Genomic DNA, 22,228 nt, shown 5'->3' on the forward strand with positions numbered 1-22,228 from the left:
GAAATGTTTGACTTGCTCATTTGCTTTTTTGATAGTGTGTGCTCACTTAAAATTTAACGTTGGCGCTTTGTTTTGTTCAGTTTTCAAAGAGCAATATTTTCCATCGCTTTTTAGCGACTTTATTAGTTTAACACCTTTCAAACACAAAGTCAACAACAAGTTATTATTTACTTGTTTATCTTTTTTGTCTCAAGCGGTGTATTTAATATATTAGCACTTGCATTTAGATAAGTCAATGCAATCTTTTAAAAAGTTACTTCACTTTTTTATGAGCCAACTTCTTCTATTTATACACCACTTGCATTCTATAGAAGCCGGACCCTGTCATTGATCATCAAAAAAAAGAGGGCAGCTGATTATAGCCACCCTCCTGTTATTAATGATTATTTATTAATGGTAATTACGTCCGCTTCTTCTCTATCTACATTTCCGGCCTTTTCGATCTTCACACTTTCACCTTCAGAAAGGTTAGTGAAGACGATTGGCGTAATGATAGAGCTGGCATTGTTTTTAACATACTCTATATCAACTTTGAGCAACGGCTGTCCGCTTGTCACTTTATCTCCTTGAGAGACTAGCGCTTCGAATCCTTTGCCTTCTAACTTAACTGTATCGATCCCGACATGAATCAAGATTTCACGACCAGCTTCGGAAACGATACCGATTGCATGTTTAGTCGGGAATAGGTTAACGATTGTACCGTCTACAGGAGAAACAACCAACCCTTCCTCAGGTACGATGGCAAACCCATCACCCATCATTTTTTCAGCAAAAACAGCATCAGGCACTTCCGTGATCGGTTTTAATTCCCCTTTAATAGGAGAAACAAAGCGCTCGGAAACTTCATCAGTCCGTAAAGGTTTCGGGATGACATCCTCGATTTGCTTTTCCACACCCACTTCAGGAGATGCTTCTACTTTACGAGGCCTTTTTCCATCGATGATATCTTTCATTTGCCCCTTGATCGTTTCTGAACGAGGTCCGAAGATTGCCTGGATATTATTGCCCACTTCCAGAACTCCAGCGGCTCCAAGTTTCTTCAGCCTATTTTTATCAACGTTACCGATGTCATTGACCGATACACGAAGACGGGTAATGCAAGCATCCAAGTGAGAAATATTTTCTTTTCCGCCCATAGCATCCAAGATATCCCCAGGAAGACTTCCAGCTGTACTTGCAGATCCTTCCGCTTCCTCATCCTCTTCCACTTCACGGCCAGGAGTTTTAAGGTTAAACGTCCTTATCGCAAATCGGAATCCGAAGTAATAGATAAGCGCAAAGACCAAGCCAACCGGAATAACGATCCATGCATTGGTTTGCGGATTAATTAAACCAAACAGTACGTAATCGATCAAACCGCCCGAGAACGTCATCCCGATTTTCACATCCAGTAAATGCATGGTCATGAATGATAGACCTGCAAACAGACAGTGAATCCCGAAAAGTACCGGTGCAACAAATAAGAAGGCAAATTCAAGTGGCTCAGTAATCCCAGTAAGGAAAGATGTAAGTGCCGCAGAAGCCATCAAGCCCCCTACAATTTTCTTTCTTTCCGGTCTTGCTTCATGATAAATGGCCAAAGCTGCAGCTGGTAACCCGAACATCATGAATGGATATTTACCAGTCATGAAGGTACCTGCCGTTAAATTCTGTACGCCATCTTTAATTTGAGCCATGAAGATAGCTTGGTCTCCTCTGACTGGCGTTCCCCCGCCTTGAGGGATATAGCTGCCAAATTCGAACCAGAATGGGGAGTAGAAGATATGATGCAATCCAAAAGGAATCAGCGCACGTTCTACAACCCCAAACACGAAAGCTCCCAGAGTCAGGTTAGCACCCAACATATTTTCGGAAAATGAATTTAACCCCGATTGAATCGTCGGCCAAACCAAGATCATCAGCAATCCAAGAATAACTGCGCTTGCGGCTGTTACAATTGGTACAAAACGTTTACCTGCAAAGAATCCTAAATAAGAAGGCAGTTCAATTTCATAAAACTTATTATACATAACAGCAGCCATGACACCGACAATTATACCGCCGAACACACCAGTTCCCAACGTCGGGATTCCCAGAACATTGCTATACACCGCACCATTGTTCGCAATGTCGGCAGCGTCAATGCCAAGAACGGTTCCCATCGTTACATTCATAATCAAGAACCCGATAATCGCAGCCAGTCCGGCAACACCATCTCCGCCAGCTAACCCAATTGCGACCCCCACAGCAAACAACAAGGGAAGATTCCCAAAAATAATATTCCCGGCATTCTCCATTACCGATGCGACCATTTCCACTCCGCCACTCGCAAGAAACGGGGCGATATCCAACAAAGTTTCGTTTTGCAATGCATTACCAAACGCAAGCAAAATTCCGGCAGCTGGTAAAATGGCTACAGGAAGCATCAAAGCTTTTCCGATTTTTTGCAAAACACCAAACAACTTCTTAAACATAGGTTTTCCTCCTCTTTACTGTTATTCCATGCTAATAAAACGGTTACATTTACGATGGTATTCACCTTCCCACGCATCAGAATTCAAATACAAAAAAGGCATAAGCAAAGATAGGATTGAAATGAAAATTCAGGTATATAATACCCTCTTTCATAACAATCATTCTCCTCACTTATGCCTGATCGAATCAGTAACACGTAAGTTAATGTATGTTTATTTAATTTTCTTTTGTAATCGTTGGATATGCATCGTTAGATAGACAGCTTCCGCATCACAAACCGGTCTGCCTAATTTCTGCTGCATAATCTTTATTAGCTTCCAAGAGATATTGTAACACAAAGGATATTCTTCTTTCAATAGCATTGCTATTTTTTCGGGTTCCTCTACTTTTTCGCCAGCCAACACCCTGTCTATCATGAATCTTAAATGACGGACCAAACGTGAATAATCAATGCTATCCTTATTAATTTGTACGTTGAGCTGTTCTTCAACAACTTGGATAAGTTGATAGATTAACTGCGAATGCTGATTGACTTCCGATAAGTCTTTATTTGATATTGCGCTATGAATATGAAGCGTAATAAAACCGATTTCCCCTTGGGGCAGGCCTATGCCTGTCTTATCTTGAATTAATTCTACTACATCAACAGCAATATCATGTTCAAAAGGATAAAGGGTTATCGTTTCTTTCAAGAATGGGTTTTTGATAGTCATTCCTTGTGAAACACGCTGAAGGGCGAACAATAAATGATCAGTTAAACCGACATGTATATGTTCATTGAGTTTTCCAGTTACTCGGTCGTTAATGAGATGAATGGATTCTATAATGGCAGCTTGAAGATTTTGATCGATCTGCGGCAAAAGTTTTTTGTAACTTTCCTGTTCCTTGACATTTTTCAGGACAAACGTCTTCTCCGCAAGTTCCGGACTTAACTCTTCGCCTTTCTTTCGGTTGAAGCCTAAGCCCTTTCCAATAGAAACGACTTCTCCATACGACGGATGCGTGGCAATCACCACATTATTGTTCAAAACCTTTTCAACGATAAAACCATTCATTTTTCTCCCTCTTTTTTTCTCAAAGTCATCCCTATGCCCCATACAGGATAAAGTACTTAGTACTTAGTCCTTTTACTATACACGATATGAGCTTTCTCTTACAACATGAAAGAAGAGCCCTGAAATCAGGACTCTCCTTACTTATTGCCTTATTACTTCAAGAAAATGAAATATAGTAGGAAAACGACTCCAAGCCCCCACATGATTGGGTGAACCTCTTTAGCTCTCCCTTTCATCGACATGGTGATCGGATAGAAGATGAATCCGCAAGCTATACCTGTCGCAATCGAATATGTCATAGGCATCATGATAACCGTAAAGAAGGCCGGAACCGCAATTTCAAACTTCTGCCAGTCAATATTTTTAAGTGATGATGCCATTAACACTCCGACTATAACCAATGCCGGCGCAGTCACCGCAGATGTAACCACTGATAGAAGCGGGAAGAAGAATAGGGATAGGACAAACAGCAATCCTGTTACTACAGCCGCAAAACCGCTTCGAGCACCAGCGGCAACACCCGATGTAGACTCTACATAAGATGTCGTGGTGGATGTACCAAGAATTGCACCTGAAACGATGGATAATGAATCAGCAAGTAATCCTTTTCCCACTCTAGGAAGAACATTATCCTTCATTAAACCAGCTTGTTGCGCTACAGCCACCAACGTACCTGCTGTATCAAAGAACGCTACAAACAAGAAGGTCAGTATCACGATTAACATTTGACCAGTGAAGAGATCACCGGGATTTCCGAAGGCATCGAACGCAACCCCGAATGTAGGCGCTATGCTAGGAACGGCACCGATTATTTTCTCCGGCACCGGAACTTGTCCAAAAATCATTCCTGCTATGGCTGTAATGACCATCCCTATGAACACGCCGCTTTTGACGCCTCTCGTCATCAAAATGACGGTTACGACAATTCCAAACACAGCCAATAAAGTATTTCCTGATGTCAAGTCGCCCAGTCCTACAAGAACGCTGTCATCATTCGTGATGATTCCAGCATTCTGAAACCCTACAAACGTAATGAATAAACCGATACCGGCACCAACTGCGTATTTCAACTCGACTGGAATTGCATTAATGATTTTCTCACGTATTCCCGATAGGGAAAGCAAAACGAAGATAATACCTGAAATCAATACTCCCGACAAAGCCGTCTGCCAAGGAATTCCAAAACCAAGCACAACGGTAAAAGCAAAGAAAGCATTCAATCCCATCCCTGGTGCAAGCGAGATTGGATACCTGGCTATGAGTCCCATCAATATCGAACCGATTGCGGCTGCCAAGGCGGTCGCTGCAAAAACCGCTCCGTAGTCCATTCTCAATTCATCCGGATAGTCCTCGATGCTTTGTAAAGTCAGCATCACAGGGTTAACAACCAGGATATATGCCATTGAAAGGAACGTAGTCAGTCCACCAAGTATTTCACGGCGATAATTAGTTCCCAGCTCATTAAACCGAAAATAATTTTTCATTATGAGTCTCCCCTATCATAAAATCGTGCCAACAGAAAATGCCCCATTCGCTTACGAACGGGGCTTGACTGCGGTCATGTAAAGAAGTGGCGGTTTATCCGCGCCAATCCTTCCACATCGTAGTCAAGCCGTTCACGGCAGCTTGGTAGAAACTTTTGGGCCATATCCCCAATATTATACGACAATTATGTTTTTTTATTATTATAGGTATAGTGTATCAGTCACTAAAATAATCGTCAATATATCTAACGAATATTTTTTATGTAATTTTAGGCAATGTTCGCTTTTCGCTATATATTCCTTACTTATTATGGCTATATCTTCGCCAACATACGTAAAATGTAAGTAATCTACATATTCAAATACTATTTTAACCAAAAAAAATCAGTGAAGGATATTTCCTTCACTGATTGGATGATTTTAATCTTCTATTCCCACTCAATCGTTGCAGGTGGCTTAGACGTAATGTCATAAACTACGCGGTTTACATGGTTTACTTCATTAACGATTCTCGTTGAGATGATTTCAAGTACATCCCAAGGGATTCTTGCCCAATCGGAAGTCATTCCGTCAATGGATGTAACCGCACGGATCCCGATTGTATAATCATACGTACGCGCGTCGCCCATTACCCCTACGCTTCGAATGTTAGGAAGGACCGTAAAGTACTGCCAAATTTCGCGTTCCAAACCATTCTTTCTAATTTCTTCACGTAAGATATGGTCAGATTCACGAACGATTTCAAGTTTTTCATCTGAAATTTCACCTAATACACGAATACCTAAACCTGGACCCGGGAAAGGTTGACGCCAAACGATTTCATCCGGAATGCCCATTTCACTACCAAGTGCACGCACTTCATCCTTGAATAGAGTGTTCAAAGGCTCAATCAATTTAAATTGCATATCTTCCGGCAGACCGCCAACGTTGTGATGCGATTTAATTGTTTGTGCAGTGGCCGTACCACTTTCAATAATGTCTGTGTAAAGTGTACCCTGTGCAAGGAAATCAATTCCTTCAAGCTTCGTTGCTTCGTCATCGAATACGTAGATAAACTCGTTACCGATGATTTTCCGTTTTTGTTCCGGATCTGAAACGCCAGCAAGTTTCGATAGGAAACGTTCTTTTGCATCGACCTTGATTACATTCATATTGAAACCTTCCCTGAATGTTTCCATTACACCTTCGGCTTCCCCTTTACGAAGTAATCCATGATCAACGAAAATACATGTCAGCTGATCGCCAATCGCTTTATGGATCAATACAGCAACAACGGATGAATCCACACCGCCGCTCAATGCGCATAACACTTTTTTATCTCCGACCGTTTGGCGGATTTTCTCCATTTCTATTTCAATGAAGTTCTCCATTGACCAGTCACCTTTACAGCCACAAACGCCGAATACGAAATTTTTCAAAATGTCATTACCGTATACGGAATGACGGACTTCAGGATGGAATTGCACGGCATATAATTTACGTGATTCGTCACTCATAGCCGAAATTGGGCAAGACGGGTTCGTCCCATCAATTTGGAAACCTTCAGGCGTTTCCACCACTAGATCACCATGGCTCATCCAGACGATCTGTTCTTCCGGCAGGTCACTGAATAACTTAGATTCATTTTGGATGGCAAGTGTCGCTTTACCGTATTCACGGTTTTTCGCTGGTTCCACCTTACCGCCAAAATGTTTAGTCATAAGCTGCATGCCATAACAAATACCGAAAATCGGAAGGCCCATTTCGAATATGCGTTCATCACAACCAAATGCATTTGCATCATAAACACTATTCGGACCCCCTGAGAAAATGATTCCCGTTGGATTCATTTTCTCGATTTCTTCTACAGTAATTGTATGAGGATGAAGCTCACTGTACACACCAAATTCGCGGATACGACGAGTGATCAATTGATTATATTGGCTTCCGAAATCAAGTACTACGATCATTTCCTGGTTTTTTTGCAATTCTGTTTTCCCCGGCACAAACGTCACCTCTATCAATGTAATTCACTCATGAAATCGAGTGATAATTTCTTATAAAAAATATTATCATAAAAAAAGAAAAACTAAAAATCCACCCTCAAAAATACAGAAAAAGTATAGACGAAGGCAGATTTTCAGCTTTCCTGTTAAAATCCGCCTTCATAGTCAAATCATTTACGGTGATTCGGTAGAAACTTTCGATCCATATTATCGAGGATATATGAAGGATATATTAGTTTAAGTTAGTTTTTGTTATTGTATCAATATAATAAAAACCTGGTCAAGAGCTAGTTTTTCTCATCAAGCTTTCCCAACCCTTTTGAAAGTGCTTCCATTCGCCATCTTCCACGTCTCCACGATATATCATTAACTCGTATCCAGCCGTCAATTCGCCCATCTTATCCGTATCATACACTGCATCCACATAGGCGGCGTACTCCCTTAATGTTTGCCCCTCCGGACGAACTAAACCAGCTCGTTTTAATTGTTTCAATAAAATTAAATAGGCTGTCGAGAAATGAGCACCGGTTTTCTTTCTATAACGAAGAATCTGCAGATGAGGAATCCACTTCCTTCTAAAGAAATAACCAATAGAAGCGAAAATCAATGCACCTGATAGTGAGATGGCAGTCCATTTTAAGAACCCACCCATGTTCCCGATACCCGTTTTCACGGATGATTGAGTTTCCCTATCGGGTGTATCCTGACGTTCCCTGGTCTCTATTTGCTCTGAATTATTTGGAGTTTCTTCAGGCTTCTTGACCGCTTCCTGTTTCAATTCCGAATCGTAAAATTCAACTTCCCCATTGAAACCCTTTGTCGGCTCGAAGGGAACCCAGCCTATCCCTGAAAAATAAACCTCGACCCAGGAATGTGCATTATTATTGGTCACCTTATAAACGGATTCGCCATCAAGGATTGATTTTTCCCCTTCCGTATAGCCCTTTACCCACCTTGCAGGTATATTGGCGGCTCTTAGCAAAACAACCATTGCACTTGAAAAATTATCGCAATACCCTATCTGTGTCTCGAATAAAAATTGATCGACATAATCTTGATTGCTCTCCGGATACGGAATATCATCCTTAGAATAAATGAATTCAGGTCCGTCAAAATAATCCTCAATGGCTTTTGCTTTATCGTACCAATTCGCTTCATTCCTTGTAAGCCCGGATGCCAATTCATATATCCGGTTTGGCATTCCCTCTGGAAGCTGCGTGTTCTTTTCTATTAATAAATCCATTGATTCGTCAGGTTCCGTCACTTTCCTTAACTCAGCTATATCAAAACTCGGCATATCATAGACCAGCTCATACTCTTTCATGGACAGTCGCTCGCCATTATCCTTTTCAGAGATAACTTTGTCCATACCCTCATAATATTTGAAATCCGTTCCGTTTTTGCCCTCAATCTTTTTTAAATACCCGGACTGCGGATGAAGGATATGGGAATATGATTCCGTCATGGACACTTTTGCCGTCATTTCTTCTGTCTTCACCACTTCAGGAACGTCGTAAATATCTAAAGATGCCATATCCTGCCCGTTGGAAAAAGTGTGAAAGTCCGTTTCCAGGATGGAAACCCACCCTTTACCGGTATAAATATCCTTGTTCTCGACTTTCCAGTAATGTCCTTCAGGAGCATTATTATAAAAAACGATGGAACCATCCGGCTCTATTGAACCGCCAAGATCCGAATCATCTTCATCATATCCGACACTTTTACGCTTCGAACCACCTTCTTCTTTCCCTGCTTTATCAGAATAAGAGGTAATATAAGGCACCGGGTCCGGCCACTGCGGAGAGAGCTTTGGGGCAGCGAAACCTACAAGGACACTCACCAATATCATGCCGGTCAGCATTAAGATCCACTTATTGATGAAAGCCATCGAAAACTTGATCCGCTCCTGTATCGTAAGTCGCAGCAGGGACAGCAGGCCTAGCATCAAGAACCCGATGATGATGATTCTGATCATTGCCTTATCGCCCACATAGGGAGTGAATGTATCAAGTACAGATATAAAAATCACCGTTAACATAAAAAAGAAAAAAATGCTTTGCCTTACCATCACCCAGTAATGGATCAAATACGTTACAAGCCACAGAAGGACAAAAAATAGAAACGTTCGAAATGGATTTGTGATCAGCTCCCAATTACCATCATGTATAAAACCAAGATTGGCCGTAAAATCCGCTAGGAATCCATCCTTCAGCCATGATAATTGCAATAAAGCGCCTTTTGAATGGAGGAACTGCAATGAAATGATTATATAAGCACTAATGAGAATAAACCGGATTGACCAATGTATGCGGAAATAATGCAGTAGCAGGGAATAGAGCAAAAATACGATAAAAATGATGATATTACCTGTATCTGTGAGTTTATCGACAGGCCTCAACCATTCAGTAATCAACAACAGACCAAATACATACATGAGGACGTGCATGAAGCTTTCCAACTTTGCGGTGGTGACATTCATTTCGCCATCACCTCTGATCTGCCAGACTTTAGTTGGCCATGTTCAAAAAAGCTAACCTTTATCCCCCTCGAAACAGCTGCAGAGCTTGACAGCCTTTCCTCATCAGTAAGATCCGCTTGTTTCTTCATGCATAACATTAATCCCTGATTAGGCCGTAAAGCACTCAATAGGTCCACCTTTTCTAAGGTTAAGTCTGATACGATGAATATCACAACAGCATTTGCCGGAAGAATTCCCTTCCTGATTTTTTCGTTCACATCGTTTTCCACTCTCGGCTCTTCTTTAACAAGTCGGTGAAAAATCTTTCGTTTCTGGCTATTGCCCGCTGCTGCCGGTATGATTAACCTCGATCTCCTGCTCACATACCCAATTTCCATGCCTCTCTTTAACAGGGCGTGTGCAATGGAAGCAGCCATTTCAATGGATTCTTCGAATAAATCCGACGGCTTTTCATCAAGCATGATGAATACATCCCGGTTTTTCTGCACTTCGAATTCCTTCGTCATGATTTCACTCGTTCTAGCCGTCGCCTTCCAGTTAATCCATGACAACTGATCGCCTGGCTGATATTCCCTTACCCCGGAGACAACTGAATGTTCCCGTTGTGTCTTCTTTGCTGAAACCACTGCCCCCTGATTGAACACTCGATCAAGATCACTGTAAGCAAGCTCATGATAACGAGGAAAAACAGTTATTTTCATAGGTGAACTATATATCGCTTCCTTTTCGACTAGCCCGAAAAAATCCCCAATCCAAAAGCGGATCGATTGAAACGAATGCTCTCCGCGCTGCAAGTTTTCCAAGGTATATGACATGCTGAAGGTACGCTTGAATCCCGGAAAGATAATTATTTTCCTTTGGAATCCCCTATCTTCCATCTTCTGAGGCAATTCCTCCTCTACCACCATGAATAATAGGGGCAGCCGATTTTTACGGGTAAAAGTCAATGCTATTTCAACAGATTCGCCGGCCTGGCATTCCCTTTTATTGACCTTTCTCTCAACGGTAAGATCATGCAGCGGATAAAACAGCAGAATCAAAGCGTACACAGAAAACGGCAAAAATGAATAAAAAATGAACCAACTGACAAAACCGCCTTGAAACATGGCATAGCAAAAGGAAACGCTCATGAGTAATACAAGTCCTATAACACTCATATTTCCTCTTAAAATGTTGATGAATTTGCGCATTAGGTCACAGCCCGCTTCACTGGCACTTGTGTTGTCACGACAATTTCATGTATCACCATTCCAGCATCGTAGCCATCATAATTCGCTTCAGGTTTCAAAATAAGCCGGTGGGAAAATACGAATGGAACTAAATATTGAACATCGTCCGGCAGGACATAGTCCCTTCCCTGGATCAGCGCGTAGGCCTGTGCTGCCTTCATCAACGCTATCGATCCACGCGGGCTCACCCCTAAATAGACCCCTCCATGCGAACGTGTTTGATTCGCCAATTCAACAATGTATCGTTTTATTGTGTCATCCACTATCACCGCTTTTACCTCATCCTGTAATTCTATCAATTCATCCAAGGTGATGACGGATTTCAGCTCCTCAAGCGGTGCCGTGTATTGAGCTCTATGAAGAACCTCTATCTCTTCTTCCACACCGGGATAGCCCATTTTCATTTTTAATAGGAATCTATCCAATTGAGCCTCCGGAAGCGGATATGTTCCCTCATAATCGATTGGATTTTGTGTCGCCATTACGAAGAACGGCTTCTCCAATCCTCTTGTGACACCATCAATCGTCACACTTGCCTCTTCCATGGCTTCAAGCAATGCAGACTGAGTTTTCGGCGAGGTCCGGTTAATTTCATCGGCTAAAATAATATGTCCCATTATCGGACCTGGCCTAAAAATGAATTCTTGTTCCTTAGGATTGAAGATAGAAACACCAGTAACATCAGAAGGAAGTAAATCAGGCGTGAATTGAATTCGTTTAAAGCTTGCACCTATTGATTTTGCCAGTGCCCTTACCATGACTGTCTTTCCGACGCCCGGAACATCCTCCAATAAGACATGTCCGCCGGAAAGGAGTGCCACGATGCTTAGTTCGGCTATATCCCGTTTTCCGATAATCACCTTTTCAATATTACCCATAACCATTTCCAGTTTTTGATTGACCTGCTTATAAATCATTCTCTACCTCCCGGGATTCACAATATCACTATTGCATCATACCTTCTCTATATCACGAATTTTACATTAAGCTCCAATTAAACCTTACATTGTAAGTTTACTAGATAATCGGTAAACCATAAACGAATTTGTACTAAAAACATTAATGCTGCTTAATGAAAAAGGAATGTTAAACTGTTGATAAGTGAATATGAACCAACGATGACGTCCATTCGTTTAATGAAAATTTCACGTCACGAACTGGACCAAGGATCGGGGAAGCTTTTGAACTTGCATCAAAGACTGTTTATCCTGACTTGGTCAAATACCGATAGGATGCGCCAATAAATCGGCGCATCGCAGTTTGTAGACAAAAGGGAACCGGAATTAAAAAATTTCGAACCCCTAGGGCAATGAAGCCACGCCTCTCTGATTTGTATATTCTTTTTCTGTTTATGCTAAAATGAATGCAATCCACTCATAAGATATAAGAGGTACTGATCATGTATAAAAAATTCTTCATTTTGATCTTCGCAGCCGCCCTTCTTTTAGGGCTTATTAAGACCGTTATGGATATGTAGCAAAAAAGCCCGATTCCTGACTTATCCAGGAATCGGGCTTTTTTCATTTTCGTTTAACCTCTCCATTCAGTTTCCCCATTTTCGGGATAAGGACAAAAAACAAACAAACGACCAAAAGTGCCAAAACGATGCCAAGCAATACCGTCAGGTCAAAATTAAGGGAAGGCTCTGTTTTTTCTTCGCTTCTCGTTCGAACGCCGACCTCCGAGAATAATCCAAGCTGATCTGCTTTTGAAGCGATGGTATTATTTTGATTCCCCGTTACCGGAGACAGAAACAATGAGTCCTCCACCGAGTCAATGACATCATATTTCCCTCTTTCAAAAGTGAGGTCCTTTTGTTCTTCAGGCAGTTTCCGCTTCTGCTCCAACAATCCTTCTTCATGGAAATACTCCGTTTGAATATCAATATCGTTTTCTTGATATTCATTGGGCTCCACCATGGGTTCATCTTCCGCCCCGCCATGAGGTGCATGGCTAAAAAACAGGATGAGCAAGACAGGCATTACGTATTTATTCCACTTCATGGGCCATTGCTCTTCTTTCTGTAAGACGCTTCACTATATATGGAATGATCGTTGCAATAAGCGTCAGCACAATCAAGATGATACTAGCCGGAATGAATGCCGACTGATTTCCGAATTGTATGGACATATATACATCTGCAACCGGATGGTCTACATTGAAATTAGGCATGATTAAATCCAATAATGGAATGGTAAAGAAACTGATCAAGCCAATCACCAGGATAGCACCTACGAACGGCCCAATCGAGAAGGCAAGCCGGGTAAACGCTGAACAGAAGAATAAAAGCAGGACGGTGAAAACGGTCCATTTAATCTCCTGCATATCTCCCAGTGGATAGATCTTCAAACCATACATGCTGATGATTAAACCTACGATCAGATTCAATAAGGCAAACAAGGCTGCATGCACCATCATTGGAATGGTTTCATAGTGATGCAGGAAGAAACCGATCAATAACCCAGAAATAAGTATGATCACCAACATGACGATCGGTGGGATATTAACCTTTTCCTGATGCAGGACTTCCCCGCTGATTTGTACAGGATTTGCTAAATATTCGTACACATACCCGTTCTCCTGATCATCGACTAGAGTGTTATTCAAGACACTATAGACGTCCGTCTTTATTTTTACGGTCGAGTCTACATTTTGGGACCAATTATCATTAAGCTGATCGGCCCTTTCCTGTACGGATCCAACTTTCGCTTGCAGGTCTGCTGTATCCTTCGTGACCGTGTCCTGCCGTTCCGCTACAGAATTGACAAGCTCGGAAATGAAGCCGACAGTTGTTGCCGTATTGTCTTGAAGTGATACAAACATTTCTCCATCAAGGTTAACTGGCGGTTCGGCCTCCATTTCAGGAACTTCCATTTGATCTGACAAATTGGCAGACACTTCTTGAGCCTTGCCGGTAATTGCCGCTAATTCAGCTAAAGTAGCTTTCTGCCCCGTTTCAACGTTAGCATCATATTCTTTCATATAACCCATAATGGAATCTGAGAACATCCCGAAGTTCTCATTGACTCCTGCTAAACTGGCTTTAACGAGCTTCGCTTCTTCATCTACGTTTCCGGAAACCCCATTTTTCAAGTTTTCCAATTCTTTTATATTGGCTGCAAATACCTTTTCTACATTTGCTTCCGTGACTCTTTCAGCCAATTCACCGTAAGATGAGAGTGAACCGTAATAGGCAAGAAGGGTAGTTGAATCCCGATTCGTGATAGGGTTTTCAAAGGCCTTCACCAGCACCGCTCGCCTTTCTCCCCCCACCTTTTCAAGAAGTGACTGTTCGAGAGCCTTGATTTCTGCGATGGCCTCGTCGATTGTCATGCTTTGGATGTCCTGTAATTTTTGAATATCTTCCTGTGACTTTTTCCATTGGTCACCTAAATCCTTGTAATTCGTGCCGAGTTCATTATAATCAGCTTGTAATTGCGTAAACTGCGCCAGCAGTTCATTATATGAATCTACCAGTGTATTAAACTCCGTGATCACTTGATTATAATTTCCCGTTCTGCCGTTTACCGTTCCGCTGAGATTATTGATTTCAGCTTGGAGTTCCGCTGCAAGGATGTTGATTTGTTCAGCAGTTCCTTCACTTCCTTCTGCCGGCACCAAACTTTCAAGTGCCGTGTTAATCCCAGTGATTTGATCCAGCAGTACCTGCAGTGACAGTTCATCAATCGGATCCTTCTTTTCAGGTGCGGCAACCGATTCACCATTTTCCGTTTCCGTTTCAATATCTTCTATAGGCTTCGTACCTTCACCAATAACCTCCCCATCACCAGAGCTGCTTGCAAGATTCCCTCTTTGCGCAAGCAACGTAGACTGAAGGTTATCAAGACCCGCCTCTTCCGATTGTTTCAATTGTTCAATCGAGCTTTGTTGATCTTGAGTGATTTTCGTAATCTGTTCTACTTGTTTATCCTTCATGCTTGTTGAAAATTGTTCCAATTCATTACTGCTGGAATCGAGTTTCTGCTGCATGATCCCAACATTCTCACTAATGCCTTGATCATTAAGACTGTATTTCGTATTCATCCCTTGCTGAATCTCAGGTATTGTTTGGTCACCCTCATTCAGCACCTTGTCATATGATTGTACACTCTCCTTGACAAGCTGCTGATTTTGGGCAGAGGTTTTCTCAAAAAGGATACTTTGAGCTTTTTGATATTCCTCAAAAGAAACAACATCTTTCACAAAGGAAGCCATTTGAGTCTTCGTGCTCCCTATTTCATCCATTGTTTCATTACTTGTTTTGCCAGCATCCTTCGTCTCGGCAAAGACTCCTTCAAGCATGTCCTTATGCTGCTTGATTTCCCCGGCAAGGCTTTCCGAGCTTGGAGTATAAAACTCATACATCGTGTTTTGAAAAGCGATTTCTTTAGCAAGGACATTATCGAACTTCTTACGGATGTCCTCGACTGATTGGGAAACATAACTCCAATACTGTGTTGAAATATGCTTATTCATTTTGCTCTTTGTCTTCTCTAATTCCTTTTGTACCTTTTCCATGTTCTCTGCATTCAAACTAGGTTGTACCTTGTACTTTATCCCTGCCTTGATAGGCTGTTCATCATCGAATGTATAAATATTCTCTGAAAAATCGGATGGAAAATATATGACTGCATCATACTTTTCATTTGCAAGTCCACTTTCCGCCGTACTCCTATTTACCACAAACCACTCATATTCAGAATCCTTGTCCAGTGTAGTAACAAGCTCTGAGCCCATATAAATGGGATTATTGTTAAATTCAGTGCCATTATCTTCGTTTACAATGGCGATTTCACGAGAAGCCGTTTCTGTCTTTTTCATTGGATTTTGGCCAATATAAGAAAAAAACAAGATTGGCAGCGCTAAGATCACCAGTATTTTACCGATTAACAGCATCGGTTTTATTTTTTCAGACACTCTCTTGCACTCTCCTTCTTTCTTCACTTAGTGGAATTTGGATTTTACTCTCCTGGCCATTGAGCACAAAGTATCCGTAACCCGGCTGTATTTCTTCTTCTTTTCTTGAATAAGAGAGGGTATACAAGCTTTGGTCCGATTTTTTAAGAAGCAAAACAGCCTGTCTGACTTGTTTCAGTTCGGTTGTTAACGAATCATATCCCTTGGTGAAGTCGTTGGCATTTCCAGCGACAATCATACTAAACCCAAGATGGCTGTATTGTTTCATCAAACCGCTGATCCTATCCTGAATCCTGCCGTCGATCGTTTGTTGGATCCTTGAAATGCTATCTATGATAAACATGATCCTTGGGAATTCCAGTTGCTTCATCGGTTTCATTTCCAATGCCGCTAGATAACTTCGTTCACGTTCTTCAAATATTCCAGTGATATGATCGAGCCATTCGGTTATCTGATCTTTTGTTTCTACATAGCGCACCTTCTCCTCTATGGCATAAGAAGATAGGCCACGATCAACTCCGTCAAACAAACCAATTTCCCCAATTGTCTCTGAAAGCAATGATTCCAAGAGCACTTTAAGAACATTCGTTTTCCCTTTACGTGACTGCCCTACAACAAGCAGGAATGGATTGGAATTCAACTCCAAGAAAACAGGTGTAACGCTTTCCTCTGAAAGTCCGATTGGAATGGAATCCTTCTTAATGGCTTGTGAGCAGTAACTCTTGAAGCTGCTGGAATCAAGACGTGCCGGTAACATCCGAATCGCCGGCGGTTTGGCCATTTCCTTATATTTAACCTTATGCTCTGCCACGGCCTGTTTCATTTCTTCCAAAACGGCTATATCATCCGCTCCATCAGCTGGAAGATAAACCTGCATGAGATAGGTTTGGTCTTTCTTCACTAACGCCCTTCCCGGTACAGGTTCATTTTCATAAGGGGTTCTTCCCAAAACCGAATATTGTTCCGAACTGTCCATTAAGTAATGGACGACCTTCGTCTTAAGACTATTCATTAACGGCTGGCGAATCGCATTGATTCTCGTTGCCGTTAAAATCATGAATATTCCAAGTGATTGTCCATCACGTGCAAACTGAACGAATTGCGCTTCCTGGTCCTGCATCTCATCCTTCACTAAGTCAAAATTGTCGACCACAATATAAATAATCGGCAATTTATCTTCCACTAATGCATTATAAAGCTTTATGTTACTAAGCTCCTTTTCTGAAAAAAGCTGCTTACGCCTTTCCATCTCCGCCTTCATGAATAACATGAATTTTTCGATTTTCCTTAGTTCATCGAACCTAAAGTATTCCCCAGTATGAGGCAGCTGGCGCATTGGCAGTAAAGCGCTATTCCCGAAATCGAAAATATAATAATGCAATTCCTCAGGACTGAATTGATCTGCAAAACTAAAGAGAAGTGTCAATACGGTGGTTGACTTGCCGTACCCGGAAGAACCAAAAACCCCAACATTCCCATCTTCAATCCAGTTATAGACATAATTTGTCTGGCTCTGCAATTCGGGCTCATCCTTCATTCCCAGGTGGATTTGATTCCTCGTCAGGCTTCTTTCAGCATTTCTCGATAACCGATCTGAAAGAGGAGGCAGCCATGGGCTTGCCAACTTCTTAATCTCCATTTCTTCCTGTGTCGCCACAATTTGATCCGCCACGGCTTCAATTTCACTAATCTTTTCTTTCCTCTTATTAGTTGTTTGTTCCGTTACGTTTGAGATTTGAACAAGACCAAGGTCTGTGACAAGTGCCACTTCATCCTCAGATCCAACCGTATCCTCTAAGTATGGTGCACCGCTCCACGCAGACTGGAACAATTCATAAACCTCGTTATTACCTACCTGCAAATATCCCCGTCCGGTGACAGTAATATTTGCCGCATCGCTATTTTTAAGAATTTCCTTACTATCATTGGCATCTTGCACTTTCAAGGAAATTTTAAAGCGGGCATTGCTCCAAATCTGGTTATCAATAACACCGCCCGGCTTTTGTGTAGCAAGAATTAAATGAACTCCCAAGCTCCGTCCAATTCGCGCCGTACTCACTAATTCGCGGATGAAATCGGGTTCTTCGTTTTTAAGTTCCGCAAACTCATCTGATATCAAAAATAAATGCGGTAACGGTTCATCCGCTTTGCCTTCTTTGTATAAATCCGTGTAATCGTTGATATGATTGACTTCGTATCGATCAAACATGCGCTGGCGTTTCTTCAATTCGCTATTGATGGAGGCTAGTGCCCTGGCACTGAAGTTCTTGCTCCCCTCAATATTCGTAATGACTCCCAGCAGATGCGGAATCTGCCTGAATGGCTGTGCCATTCCCCCGCCTTTATAATCAATGAGCAAAAAGGCAACTTCATGCGGATGATAATGAACGGCTAATGAAAGGATGTAGGTTTGCAGTAATTCACTTTTCCCCGATCCTGTCGTTCCAGCAACCAAACCATGGGGGCCATGCGCCTTTTCATGTAAATTCAATTCAACCCTATCCGTTTTCCCTTTCAATCCAATCGGAACAGCCAAGGATTTAGAAGACTGATTGGTCCGCCAGTTTTGGCTGATAGGCAGATCTTCCACTTCTCGAGCTTTCAATAATTCCAAAAATGATACCGTTTCTGGTATGGAATTATTCATGCCTTTTTGATGATCAAGTGAACGCAGCGTACGTGCAAAACGCTCATTCCCTTCTTTTGAATGTGCATCAAGTGTAAATGGAGTATGAACGGCCTTCGTTTGCTGGATGAGAATCTCACCCTCAAAATCATTGATATACTTCACTAGCGTATGGACATTTTCCGTCAAACTCTCTTTTGCATCCGCTGCAAAAATCGTCGAGATACCTAAATCGTCTGTTTTACCTTCTAAATATTCCAATATGACATGCTCCGCAATTAAATTACGATCCGTGACAATAAAGACAAAGTGGGGAGTGAATCTCACTTTCCCTTTATTTTCATCCAAATCTCTTTCCCTCAAAAGCTGATAAATCGAGGTCAGAAGCTGGTCACGTGACTGCTCATTATATATAAAGCCTTTTGCATAGGCATGCGGCAATTGAAAATGAGGCAGCCATTTCATCCATTCCCATTCCTGGTAATCCTTCTCCGGAAAAATGGCCACAAAACGAACATCATGATAACTATGAAAAAAGGCCAGTTGCCCAATCAGTTGCTGCAGCTCCCGTTTAACAATCGATTCCTTTCCGACCAGGCCCATCGATCCGCTTGATAAATCGATCGATAACGGAAGATCATCCAGGTTTTTGTATACATCCACAAGTTCCTGCGACTGCTCAAGTAAATCATCTATATCCCGATTGGACATATCACTGCTATTTACCGACACCTGATAACTTGATGGTATGGTCGCCGTTCCAATCTTAAAGTGCAGAGCATCTTCACTTTCCAAAGTTCGCTCCCATATACGGTCGCTAATACTGTCAGTCAGCAGCTTCATCCTTTCAAATGAAGGGTAATGATAGAACAGCACATTCTTTTGTTTTTCAGACAGCTCTTGCAGTTCTTCCCTCTTCTGCTCTAAATACCTTGTATATACACGTTGACGTTTTTCTTCTCTGAGTTTTTGCTTCTTTTTGTCTTTAAAGTATTGTACCGTCGAGGTAACTAAAGTCGTTGTGAACATAACAATCGATATGATGATGAAAATGCCCCGAGGCTGAATGACCGTGATGACCCCCATGACGATTAGCATCATTAAAGGCGGCATAAGGATCAGCCATAACCCTCTATTATTATCTTCCGATTCTTGGCTCGGAAAAGATATCGTCACTTTCTCGTCCGGCAATTCGTAGATCATCCTTGGTGTCCGGCGATATTGTGGATAGTTTTTTTTCATTTCAGAGATTGGCTTCTTCATTTTAGCTAAAGATGTTTCATAGCTCTCGGCACTATGAATCATCAATAAGTCGCCTTCAATCAACCTTAGCACCATATTCGGCCAGCAAATGAGATCACCATTTTGAATGGGAACAGCTTTCGTTACTCTTTCACCATTCAGGAATATCCCGCTATTTTCCTTTGGCATGAGTAGCCACTGCCCTTTATGAAGCACAAAGGAAGCCCCATTGCCGGAAACAGATCCTTCTTTACGGATAGTCGCTCCTGCCTGGGCCGATAAAGTGATTTCTTTCAAGTTGCCTATATAATAGAGGCTCTCTTCCAATTCTCCAGCCGTATAAAAAATCTCGACCTTTTCTTCTCCTTCGTGAAAGGTGAAGCTCTGGAATGGCTTTACATCACCAAGCTTCATGTCCTCTCTAAACACCTCATATCCATCAAGTCCTTCAGATTTATTCAGCTTGATAGGACCATGTTCAAAGGGAATGGAATATATGGTGATCGTATCCTGCTTTGATGGCCCAATCGTAATTGGACCGTTATGATTTACCTTGATCGTATAGGATTGGTAGTTTCCCTTAGAATAAATCCATAATAAACTCATTAAATCTCACCTCCGCAAAAGGCCCATTGCTCACTCTTTGCTTTTCTCTTTTTCTTCAGATGATTTATTGGAGGAATCCTTACTTCCCTCTTTCTCACCAGAAGCAGGTTCTTTTTCCGCTTCTTCTTTTACAGCAGGCTTTGCTTCCGTTTCGCCTTTGTCCTCTAAATTCGACTCTGTTGAAGGCTGGTTCTCATCTTGCTGTTCCTCCAATTGCTCTTTCAATTCCTTTAGTTCCTTTTCATATTGGGATAACTCCGTATCGACTTCTTTAATTTGCGTTTCCTTTTCTTCCCCGGAAAGGTTATCATCCAACTTAATCTGTTCTTTCAGATTTACGAGTCCATACATAATCAATTCACGATCCTCCATGATCCTCGCCAAATCGATCGCGTCCTCACTCATGCCCCTGCCTATATAAATCCAATATAAAAGATACTGACTATCAGTCTGCAAAGTGATTGCATTTTCTACATTCTTCTTTCTGACATCATCCAACGGTTCATAAGCGACGTAAGACTTCGCCAGTTCATATTGAACGACATAAGGCATTTTTTTCGGATCGTAGTTCTCCAACCGGTCAATGACTTCACTGTATTTTTGTTTTAAAAAGCTTTCACCGCTTTCCACATATGCCTCCTGCTTAGGTTGGGAGAAGAATAATGTGTAAATCGTAAACAACAGCAGCGGCACTAGAACTATCACCGTACCCCAAAGTGTATAACGGCCCGTTTTCCATTTCTTTTCGGGGATATGCACAAATGCTTTTTCTTCCTTCTCTAAATCTTCTATCCGATTTTGAATGACCGTGGAAAGTTCATCCCAAGTCCCCGTCGCCAATATGCTTTGTGATTCGCTCGATAGTTTCAGGGTTTTATGGTAAAGCAGATACTCTTCGAATGTATACTGCCCATCCACAAGCGCTGAAATCGTTGCCTTCGTTTCTTTAAATAGCTCATCCTGTTTATGCTCATAAGGAGGCAAACTGTCTTTTACGCCATAATGCAGGAAATATGGGGCCAAGCTTGAATCAAAAACGATATTTTCCGGACAAACGACAAGTTGCAGGCGACTCAATTCATGATTCCTGATTTTCTTCAAGATTTGATAAGACGATAACCATCTACTCAATGGATTTTTATCTTTAGCTTTTGAAAAAACAAAAAAAGAGGCTGGTGGATTTACTCTGATCTGCACCTCGTCCTCTGTCACTTCTATATGTTTCTGGAGAGCATCATCCGCTTCATGAATAAGCTGTAATTCCAGTGGGTCTTGCATCGATAATTTTGCCCGTTGGAAAACGAACAAATGCCCATTATCACCCTTCATCATTGCAGCTTCTGTTTTTTTCTCCAGATATGAGGATTTTTTCTCATCCATTTTATGTAACTCCTTTACCCCTGCTAAAGGGCTTTAGACTTTTTTCCTATAAAGAGTCCACACTGATCCATTAGAGGATCTCTAGGCGGTCCCCCGTCGTAATTCCGCTATCAAGCAGGGTTTCATAACCTGAACATACGAACTCCTTATTCTGGACCCGCACCCAATAGCCTTCTTTAGGTGCACTGGCAATATCCTTTACCTGCCATATGATTTCCACAACCTTTTTGATGGAGCGGTAATTCGACACTTGCAAATCAAATACTTCCCCTGTATACCTGTTTAAATCGATCGTTAGTTGAATATATATGTAAACCACCTCTTTAATGCAAAAAAGCACCACGATCTTCATAAAGAGTCGCGGCGCTTTTTCCTAGAAATTTCTTTATTTCATTGACCTAATGATTATCCGCGAATTTGACTAGCAATCTGATTATCTGTGTCTTCAAGGATTTGAGCTGATTTATTCAATTGTTGAGAAACTTCATTCAACAAGCGAGCCATATCCATGAATGAAGGCTTTAATTCTTCGTACTGGCCTACGAAAGCCTCACTGGAAGAACCTTCCCAAATACCAGTTAAATGATCTCTCATTCTATCTAAACGACCAATCATATCCGTTACTTGTTGGCTCTCATTATCATATTGTCTGGCTACATCTTTCAGTTCTGAAGGTGTTACGCGAATTTGTGACATAGAAAAAAACTCCTCCTTTTATCTTATATAGTACATTTTAATAGAACCATACATTTTCTGCCATATAAATAACCG

At 41.6% G+C, this 22,228-nt stretch carries 13 protein-coding genes and 2 riboswitches; all 13 genes read right to left on the minus strand.

Going from position 1 to position 22,228, the window contains the following annotated elements:
- Positions 1-383: 383 nt before the first annotated feature.
- The 13 genes from ptsG to ACWF5P_RS23375 all read right to left on the minus strand — a co-directional run bounded on the left by ptsG (position 384) and on the right by ACWF5P_RS23375 (position 22,153).
- Complete coding sequence (gene ptsG, locus ACWF5P_RS23315; RefSeq protein WP_434168350.1) at positions 384-2,453, minus strand: glucose-specific PTS transporter subunit IIBC; 2,070 nt, start codon at positions 2,451-2,453, stop codon at positions 384-386.
- Between the two features lie 213 nt (positions 2,454-2,666).
- Entirely contained in the window at positions 2,667-3,509 is an 843-nt protein-coding gene (glcT, locus tag ACWF5P_RS23320) for a glucose PTS transporter transcription antiterminator GlcT (RefSeq protein ID WP_101225652.1), read from the minus strand.
- A gap of 152 nt (positions 3,510-3,661) precedes the next feature.
- Positions 3,662-4,993, minus strand: coding sequence for an NCS2 family permease (locus ACWF5P_RS23325; RefSeq protein WP_063235528.1), 1,332 nt, complete (start codon positions 4,991-4,993; stop codon positions 3,662-3,664).
- 100 nt (positions 4,994-5,093) lie between these two features.
- A riboswitch (purine riboswitch) is annotated at positions 5,094-5,195 on the minus strand.
- A 226-nt stretch (positions 5,196-5,421) separates the two neighbouring features.
- Complete coding sequence (guaA, locus tag ACWF5P_RS23330; protein WP_452445352.1) at positions 5,422-6,978, minus strand: glutamine-hydrolyzing GMP synthase; 1,557 nt, start codon at positions 6,976-6,978, stop codon at positions 5,422-5,424.
- Positions 6,979-7,120: 142 nt separating this feature from the next.
- Positions 7,121-7,222, minus strand: a riboswitch (purine riboswitch).
- 36 nt (positions 7,223-7,258) lie between these two features.
- Complete coding sequence (locus ACWF5P_RS23335; protein ID WP_452445354.1) at positions 7,259-9,457, minus strand: DUF4129 domain-containing transglutaminase family protein; 2,199 nt, start codon at positions 9,455-9,457, stop codon at positions 7,259-7,261.
- Positions 9,454-10,614: a DUF58 domain-containing protein gene (locus ACWF5P_RS23340; RefSeq protein ID WP_452445355.1), complete on the minus strand. Its 1,161-nt coding sequence runs from the start codon at positions 10,612-10,614 to the stop codon at positions 9,454-9,456. Before ACWF5P_RS23340 ends, ACWF5P_RS23335 begins: the two co-directional genes overlap by 4 nt.
- Before the next feature lie 32 nt (positions 10,615-10,646).
- Positions 10,647-11,603, minus strand: coding sequence for an AAA family ATPase (locus tag ACWF5P_RS23345; protein WP_452445356.1), 957 nt, complete (start codon positions 11,601-11,603; stop codon positions 10,647-10,649).
- A gap of 603 nt (positions 11,604-12,206) precedes the next feature.
- A complete protein-coding gene (gene essA, locus ACWF5P_RS23350) occupies positions 12,207-12,689 on the minus strand; it encodes a type VII secretion protein EssA (RefSeq protein ID WP_101225648.1) in 483 nt (160 codons plus the stop codon).
- The gene (esaA, locus tag ACWF5P_RS23355) at positions 12,676-15,603 is read right to left on the minus strand and encodes a type VII secretion protein EsaA (RefSeq protein ID WP_452445357.1); all 2,928 of its coding nucleotides are present in this window, start codon (positions 15,601-15,603) and stop codon (positions 12,676-12,678) included. Before esaA ends, essA begins: the two co-directional genes overlap by 14 nt.
- Positions 15,596-20,077 carry a type VII secretion protein EssC gene (essC, locus tag ACWF5P_RS23360; RefSeq protein ID WP_434168345.1) on the minus strand — a complete coding sequence of 1,494 codons (4,482 nt, stop codon included), beginning with the start codon at positions 20,075-20,077 and terminating at the stop codon, positions 15,596-15,598. The genes esaA and essC overlap by 8 nt, the downstream gene beginning before the upstream one ends.
- Positions 20,078-20,107: 30 nt before the next feature.
- Positions 20,108-21,457, minus strand: a complete 1,350-nt coding sequence (gene essB / locus ACWF5P_RS23365; RefSeq protein WP_434168344.1) for a type VII secretion protein EssB — start codon at positions 21,455-21,457, stop codon at positions 20,108-20,110.
- Positions 21,458-21,527: 70 nt separating this feature from the next.
- Positions 21,528-21,767 (minus strand): EsaB/YukD family protein, encoded by a 240-nt coding sequence (locus ACWF5P_RS23370; protein ID WP_053537134.1) that lies wholly within the window; start codon positions 21,765-21,767, stop codon positions 21,528-21,530.
- 95 nt (positions 21,768-21,862) lie between these two features.
- Positions 21,863-22,153 carry a WXG100 family type VII secretion target gene (locus tag ACWF5P_RS23375; protein ID WP_034306171.1) on the minus strand — a complete coding sequence of 97 codons (291 nt, stop codon included), beginning with the start codon at positions 22,151-22,153 and terminating at the stop codon, positions 21,863-21,865.
- Positions 22,154-22,228 lie beyond the last annotated feature (75 nt).

The organism is Peribacillus sp. NPDC055009, assembly GCF_053608705.1.

Bases quoted from the DNA above. Each gene is read 5' to 3' on its own strand.
- ptsG (WP_434168350.1), bottom strand. From the start codon at position 2,453: ATGTTTAAGAAGTTGTTTGGTGTTTTGCAAAAAATCGGAAAAGCTTTG.
- glcT (WP_101225652.1), bottom strand. From the start codon at position 3,509: ATGAATGGTTTTATCGTTGAAAAGGTTTTGAACAATAATGTGGTGATT.
- ACWF5P_RS23325 (WP_063235528.1), bottom strand. From the start codon at position 4,993: ATGAAAAATTATTTTCGGTTTAATGAGCTGGGAACTAATTATCGCCGT.
- ACWF5P_RS23335 (WP_452445354.1), bottom strand. From the start codon at position 9,457: ATGAATGTCACCACCGCAAAGTTGGAAAGCTTCATGCACGTCCTCATG.
- ACWF5P_RS23340 (WP_452445355.1), bottom strand. From the start codon at position 10,614: ATGAGTGTTATAGGACTTGTATTACTCATGAGCGTTTCCTTTTGCTAT.
- ACWF5P_RS23345 (WP_452445356.1), bottom strand. From the start codon at position 11,603: ATGATTTATAAGCAGGTCAATCAAAAACTGGAAATGGTTATGGGTAAT.
- essA (WP_101225648.1), bottom strand. From the start codon at position 12,689: ATGAAGTGGAATAAATACGTAATGCCTGTCTTGCTCATCCTGTTTTTT.
- essC (WP_434168345.1), bottom strand. From the start codon at position 20,077: ATGAGTTTATTATGGATTTATTCTAAGGGAAACTACCAATCCTATACG.
- essB (WP_434168344.1), bottom strand. From the start codon at position 21,457: ATGGATGAGAAAAAATCCTCATATCTGGAGAAAAAAACAGAAGCTGCA.
- ACWF5P_RS23375 (WP_034306171.1), bottom strand. From the start codon at position 22,153: ATGTCACAAATTCGCGTAACACCTTCAGAACTGAAAGATGTAGCCAGA.